The following is a 6533-nucleotide window of genomic DNA, read 5'->3' as shown; positions in this document are numbered from 1 at the left end:
GACAATGATGTGTTACGCGTATATGGCGAATACAGTGATAATGTAACTGTAGTTGTTTTTAAAAATAACAACATGGTGTGGAGCGGGTATCCGTCAAGCACCAATAATCAATGCCAAGAGTTTACAGTAACAGGATTGACTAAAGGCATAAACTATACTCTATACCTTAACATCGATGAAACGACCTATATAGGAAATTTTGTAAAATAGATATAATATGCGCACGTTATATACTGAACATAACAGGGTAAAAAATGTCGTGGATGCCGAATTACTTTAATAGGAAGCATTTAATAATTAGTAACAACTATGCTTAAGAGTATATTTTCATTTCAAGAACTCTCAGAGTTAGAAGCATTGGAGGTTAAAGGAGGTCGTTCAGGCTTAACTTTACAGTATCAATGCTCCAATTCAGTAGTAGGATGTGCTTGCGAATTGGACATGCAATGTGTCAATCGCAAAGCGGGATGCGCTTGTCCTGTCGATGAAAACGAGGACGGATTTGAAGCCGGAGGAGGCAAGGTAGAAGAACCTTAATTTTACTATTTGGGGGCAATATTTTATATTGCTCCCTTTAAAACCATACAATTATGAAACCAAGTCATTATAACTATATCCTATCTAAAGACTCAAAAAGCTATTGGTATAACGGGGTATCGCATAAATTCTTTACTCTCCCTATAGAATTGGGAGATAAGATAAAACCTTTAATTTGCAATCCTGAAATATTAAAAGAATCGGCACCATCCTTTTATCAAAAATTGGTCGACAATGAATTTATAATTGAGGATAACGTTGATGAAATCGAGGTGATACGAAAAAGGAATCTTGAAACGATACAGTCAAAAGACTATTTTTTAGTAATTTTACCGACTCTTAATTGCAATTACAAATGCTGGTACTGTATACAGAATCACATTCCGTCAATGATGTCGCAGGAAACTATAACTCGAGTAAAGAAACACATTGATTACATGATTGATGAGCGAAATATCACATCTCTCCACATAGAATGGTTTGGAGGAGAGCCATTCATGTACTTTAAACAAGTGATAGCTCCAATTAGCGAATACGCAATAGAAAAATGTGATAAAGCTAAAATTCCATTTCTAAATTCAGCAACCACAAACGGATATTTTCTATCCTCTGATAAAATCAAAGATTTAAAACGGTTGAAATTTTCCGGATTTCAGATAACTTTGGACGGGGATAAAGGGAACCATGACAAAGTAAAATTCCAAAACGGCTGCGATTCAGCATTTGTACATACATTGGGCAACATCGACAAAATATTGTCGGCGTTAAAGGATATGAATATTGTCCTACGCATAAATTATACGCATAAAACATTAACTAACAAAATTGTAAGTCAAATCAATGAATACATCTCGCCGGAAAACAGAAAACAATTGACCATAACACCTAAAAAAGTATGGCAGGAAAGTGTTGACAAAAATTTCCAATTGTCAACTATTTCAATTCTTGATGAATTCAATGATTATGGATATAATGCAGCACGAATGGAAATCGTTGACAATTTCGTGCCCTGTTATGCTAATAGGGAGTATTACAATGCTATAAATTATAATGGCGGTGTTGTAAAATGCACTGCTTGCAATGATTTATATGAAAGCAATCCTCCCGGACAGCTACAGGAAGACGGAAAAATTGAATGGAAAAACAATTTTGACAAATTGTATCAAGAAAAAAGCTATGAGAATCCCAAATGTCTAAATTGCAAGTATTTACCCGTATGTATGGGAATTTGTCCTCGTGACCATGCAAAAAAACGTAATTATTGCAAAATGGATGCTCAAGATTCAAATATCGAAACTTCTTTAATAGATTTCATTGAACATTGCAAATAACGCGCACATGAAGACTGCCATGATTATAAAAGCCCTGCTGTGCCTGCTCTTCATCTCGGTTCCCGACTACGCCCTAAGCGACAATCGCGAGAAAAATGACACCACAATATCGCTGAAGGAGGTGACCGTACAGGCTGAGTTTGTGCAGTCGGTAGGCAACCGCGACGAGATAATCCTTACGAAAAAACAACGCGAATTCGGCACCAACGCACTTGATGCAATCTCAAGCCTGCCCCAGTTCTCGACCGCCATAAGCGCTACTTCACTGCAAACGGCCGACATGAGGAGCGTGGCGATATTCATCAACGGCATGCCGTCCGACGCAGCCACACTGCGCACCTATCAGGGTAACGACATAAAGAAGGTGACCTACTACCATGAGCCGCCGGCCAAATACCAGATGATGGCCTCAGGCCCGGTTATCGACGTGACGATACGCCGCAGCAAGGACCGCCTCTACAGCGCCTACATAAACGCCCTTAACGCAGTGACCACCGGTTACGGCACCGATCAGGCAAGCCTTACCTATGCCGACTCGCTCAATATGCTCACGGCCAACTACTTCATCGACTACCGCAATGTCGACCGAAGCACCAATGCCGACTACGACTACCGGTCGGCACTGTCATCCTACCGAAGCCGCGACGGACAATATTCGGGACATTACCAATACGGACAGCTCATATATCAGCGCTACCAGGGAGCCAACCTGTTCAACGCCAATGTGCGCTACGGCAACCGTCCGGGACACATAAGGAACAAGCAGTCGACTCTTTACACCGACAATGCACGCGACTTGTCAGGACTCAGGGACCATGACCTGCGCAGCGACGACGACCGCTGGAGCGCCGACCTCTACTTCAGGCATGACTTTGCCGGCAAACGCTCCCTTGCGGTGAATGTGGTAAACACATTCTCCTCATCGGAATCCCACAACCGGCTGTGGCTCAAGATGCCGGAGCAATACTCGTCGATGGACTACGATATACTCAACAACATCGACAACCGCTACTATTCGATAATAGCACAGGCCGACTACACCACGCCGCTGTGGAAAGGCGAGCTCAACACAGGCGCCTACTTCAACTACAAGGAGCTGCGCCAGTCCTACAACGGCGGCCCCGAATCCTATCTCAACATGCGCCAGCACTACGCCTACATCGCCTACACCGGACGCTATAAGCGACTGAGCTACTACGCGTCGCTCGGTGCCAATGCGGTTGCACAGCACCCCGTATCGGGCCAGAGCTTCGTCAACGTGATACCCTATTCGTCGCTCACACTCTTCTATCGGTTTACGCGCACATTCTCTACACGCCTCATCGCCAAGCTTAAGGGAACGCGACCCACTACCGGCGACCTTGCCGAAAACCGGGTCAACATCGACTCACGCTTCATCGCTACGGGAAATCCCGCCCTGAAGCCCTACAGGACATTCTCGCTGACATTTAAGCCACAGTACTCTACATCCGACGGGCGGTTGTCGCTATCGCCGTCAATCGAGTACCTATACTCACATCATCCCAACGTGCCGTACCTGCTGTCGGAAGGCGACAACATCGTCATGATGCCTATGAGGATAAATGCGCGCAACGAGCTCAACGGCACGATGATAGTCAACTACTCGCCATGCAACTGGATGGTACTGCAAAGCTACTACCAGTACTTCCACGACGGATACTCAACGCCAAGCTCAACCATACGGCACAACTATCACCGCATAGGTGCCATGGTGTCGATGGCCTATCGCCGCTTGCAGTTCATCGCATCCATCAACTCGCCCGACAAGTCATTTAACGGCGACATGGTCACCCGCAGCGGCTGGCAGTACTACGCTTCGGTGTCATGGAAAAAGGGGGCGTTATCGGCCGGGGTGGAGTGGCGATATGCCTCTCAGAACGACTACGTGCGTTACCGCGGTGCAGGCTTCTCGGCCACGGAGTCGACAAGCTGGAAGGGGATGAAGAATCTTGTCGCCATAAACCTGACATACTTCTTCTCTAAGGGAAAGGCTCGAAAGCAGGCCAAGAAATCGCTAAACAACAGCGACAATGACTCAGGACTGATCGACTCAAACACCGCCAAGCAGGATTAACCCGCCCAAGTTTAAAGAAATGATACATAGGCATGTATTCTAAACAAGCTTTGCTATGGTATCGACTCCGGCGTCAACATAACCTACTGATAAACCTTTAGTCACCAATTAGATATACGGCGATGGACTTTCAATCAATCGGACGGCGATTCAGGCGGTTTCCCTGGATAAAACAGCGCGACTCGATGCAATGTGGCGTGGCATGCCTCACCATGGTATGCCGCCACTACGGATGGGCCTGTACGTTGTCGCAGATTGAAGAGCTATGCCACGCCACTGCCGAAGGAGTGTCGCTGCGCGGTATGTCGCAAGCGGCTTCGGAACTCGGATTTGAAACCGCCTCGGTGCGCCTCTCCCCGTATGAGCTGTCGCAGTCGCCACTGCCGGCCATCTTGCATTGGAACCAAAACCACTTCGTGGTGCTCTACCGCATCGACCGCCGGGGCCGTTATCACATAGCCGACCCGGGCAAGGGGCTGCTAACCTACAGCCGTGATGAGTTCATGCGGCGATGGGCAAGCACACGAAGCGGCGACGAGGACCGGGGCATAGCCCTGCTACTTCAGCCCGGACCCCGCTTCGGGCAATCGGACGCTGAATCGGAACAGGCGGGTGAGCGTCGCTCGTTCAGGTTTCTCGTCGGCTACATAAAGCAGTATCGGGGTTACTTCGCCCAGATATTCCTCGGGCTTCTGCTCGGATGCGTGCTGCAGCTTGCCATGCCGTTTCTCACACAGGCCATTGTCGACCGTGGCATCCACGATGCCGACATAGGCCTTATATGGCTCATCCTGCTCGGCGAACTCATGATAGTGACCGGACGCACCGCCACCGACTTCATACGCCGCTGGCTCCTGCTCCACATCTCGATGCGCATCAACATCTCGCTTGTGAGCGACTTCTTCATCAAGCTGCTCAAGCTGCCTATGTCGTTTTTCGACACAAAGCTTATGGGCGATCTGCTGCAACGCATGAGCGACCACTCGCGCGTGCAGTCATTTCTTACCGGGCAGACTCTCGGCGTAATGTTTACGATGCTGAGCTTCGTTGTGTTTGGAGTCGTGCTGTTTGTCTACAGTCAATTGATTTTCATGGTGTTTGTCATCGGCAGCCTATGTTATGCCCTGTGGATATCGGCATTCCTGCGTCGACGCAAGGTGATCGATTATGAGCTGTTTGAGTGTCAGGCCGTGAACCAGAACCGCACCTACCAGTTCATCACCACCATGCAGGAGATAAAGCTGCAGGACTGCGAGCGACGACGACGCTGGGAATGGGAGGATGCGCAGGCCGACCTCTTTGAGGTGCAGATGCGCTCGCTGAGCCTTCAGCAGACCCAGGAAGCCGGCTCTATATTCATCAACGAGGTCAAGAACATCGTCATAACGGTGTTTGCCGCCACTGCCGTAATCAACGGTGACATGACTCTCGGAGCCATGCTCGCCGTGCAATATGTCATCGGACAGCTCAACTCGCCCGTGGCACAAATCATGAGCTTCATCTACTCGCTTCAGGATGTGAAGATATCGCTTGAACGCATCAACGAGATACACGGCCGGCGCAACGAGGAGGACGACGGAGAGCTGCTCACCCGTTATGCCGACGACAAGAATCGTTCGATAACGTTGAACGACATCGACTTCAGGTATGACCTCCATGCGCTGAAGAACACCCTCGACAACATAACCTTCACGGTGCCGCAGGGACAAGTGACGGCCATAGTTGGAGCGTCGGGCAGCGGAAAGACCACGCTGATTAAACTGATGCTCGGCTATTACCGGGTCAATCGCGGGAGCATAGACATAGCCGGTGCCGACATCAACCGCTACAGCATGACATGGTGGCGCAGGCGATGCGGAGTGGTGATGCAGGACGGTGTCATATTCTCGGAATCGATAGCGCGCAACATAGCGGTGAGCGACGGCGACATCGACGAGGCCCGGCTCGAGGAGGCCGCCCGAACGGCATGCATCCATGACTACATCATGTCGCTGCCGCTGAAATACAACACCAAGATAGGACGCGACGGGGTGGGCCTGAGCCAGGGGCAGAAACAGCGCATACTCATTGCCCGTGCCGTGTACCGCAACCCCGACTACATATTTCTCGACTAGGCCACCAACTCGCTCGACGCGCGCAACGAGCGGGAAATCGTGAGCAACCTGTCACGGTTCTACCGTGGTCGCACGGTGGTGGTAGTGGCCCATCGACTGTCGACGGTGCGTGACGCCGACAACATAATCGTGCTCGATGCAGGGCGAATTGTAGAGTCGGGCAACCATGACTCGCTGATAGCGGCCCGCGGACACTACTATAACCTTGTTAAAAACCAACTCGAACTCGGGAACTGATATGGAAAACGACCAGGACCTACACCGGGCCGACACTCACGACCGCATAGAGCTGCGCTCCGACAAGGTGCGTCACATCATAGGTACGCGGCCGCCCGCAGCCGTGCGCTACGGCACGCTCATAGTCGTAGCCGTGATGACACTGATCATCATCGCCGCCGCCATCATTCCCTATTCTCCCGACGGCACAACCCTGCTGCAGCGTCTGCTCCCCTGAGC

The 6533-nt window shown here is 49.8% G+C and carries 4 protein-coding genes and 1 pseudogene; all 5 read left to right on the top strand.

What is annotated here, in order from left to right; all coding sequences use genetic code 11:
- Positions 1-210, top strand: a 210-nt coding sequence (locus E5354_RS14305) for a hypothetical protein (RefSeq protein WP_210433151.1), incomplete at its 5' end; no start/stop codon positions are given.
- A 380-nt stretch (positions 211-590) separates the two neighbouring features.
- The gene (locus E5354_RS14075; protein WP_135947846.1) at positions 591-1868 is read left to right on the top strand and encodes a radical SAM/SPASM domain-containing protein; all 1278 of its coding nucleotides are present in this window, start codon (positions 591-593) and stop codon (positions 1866-1868) included.
- A gap of 7 nt (positions 1869-1875) precedes the next feature.
- Positions 1876-3963: a hypothetical protein gene (locus E5354_RS14070; protein WP_135947845.1), complete on the top strand. Its 2088-nt coding sequence runs from the start codon at positions 1876-1878 to the stop codon at positions 3961-3963.
- A gap of 122 nt (positions 3964-4085) precedes the next feature.
- A pseudogene (locus E5354_RS14065) lies at positions 4086-6314 on the top strand (peptidase domain-containing ABC transporter).
- A gap of 1 nt (position 6315) precedes the next feature.
- A complete protein-coding gene (locus E5354_RS14060; protein ID WP_135947844.1) occupies positions 6316-6531 on the top strand; it encodes a hypothetical protein in 216 nt (71 codons plus the stop codon).
- Positions 6532-6533: the final 2 nt, after the last annotated feature.

Origin of the sequence: Muribaculum sp. NM65_B17, from assembly GCF_004793735.1 — a bacterium.
GTDB classification, from domain to species: Bacteria; Bacteroidota; Bacteroidia; order Bacteroidales; family Muribaculaceae; genus Muribaculum; species Muribaculum gordoncarteri.
This window is presented reverse-complemented; position numbering and strand designations above follow the sequence as displayed.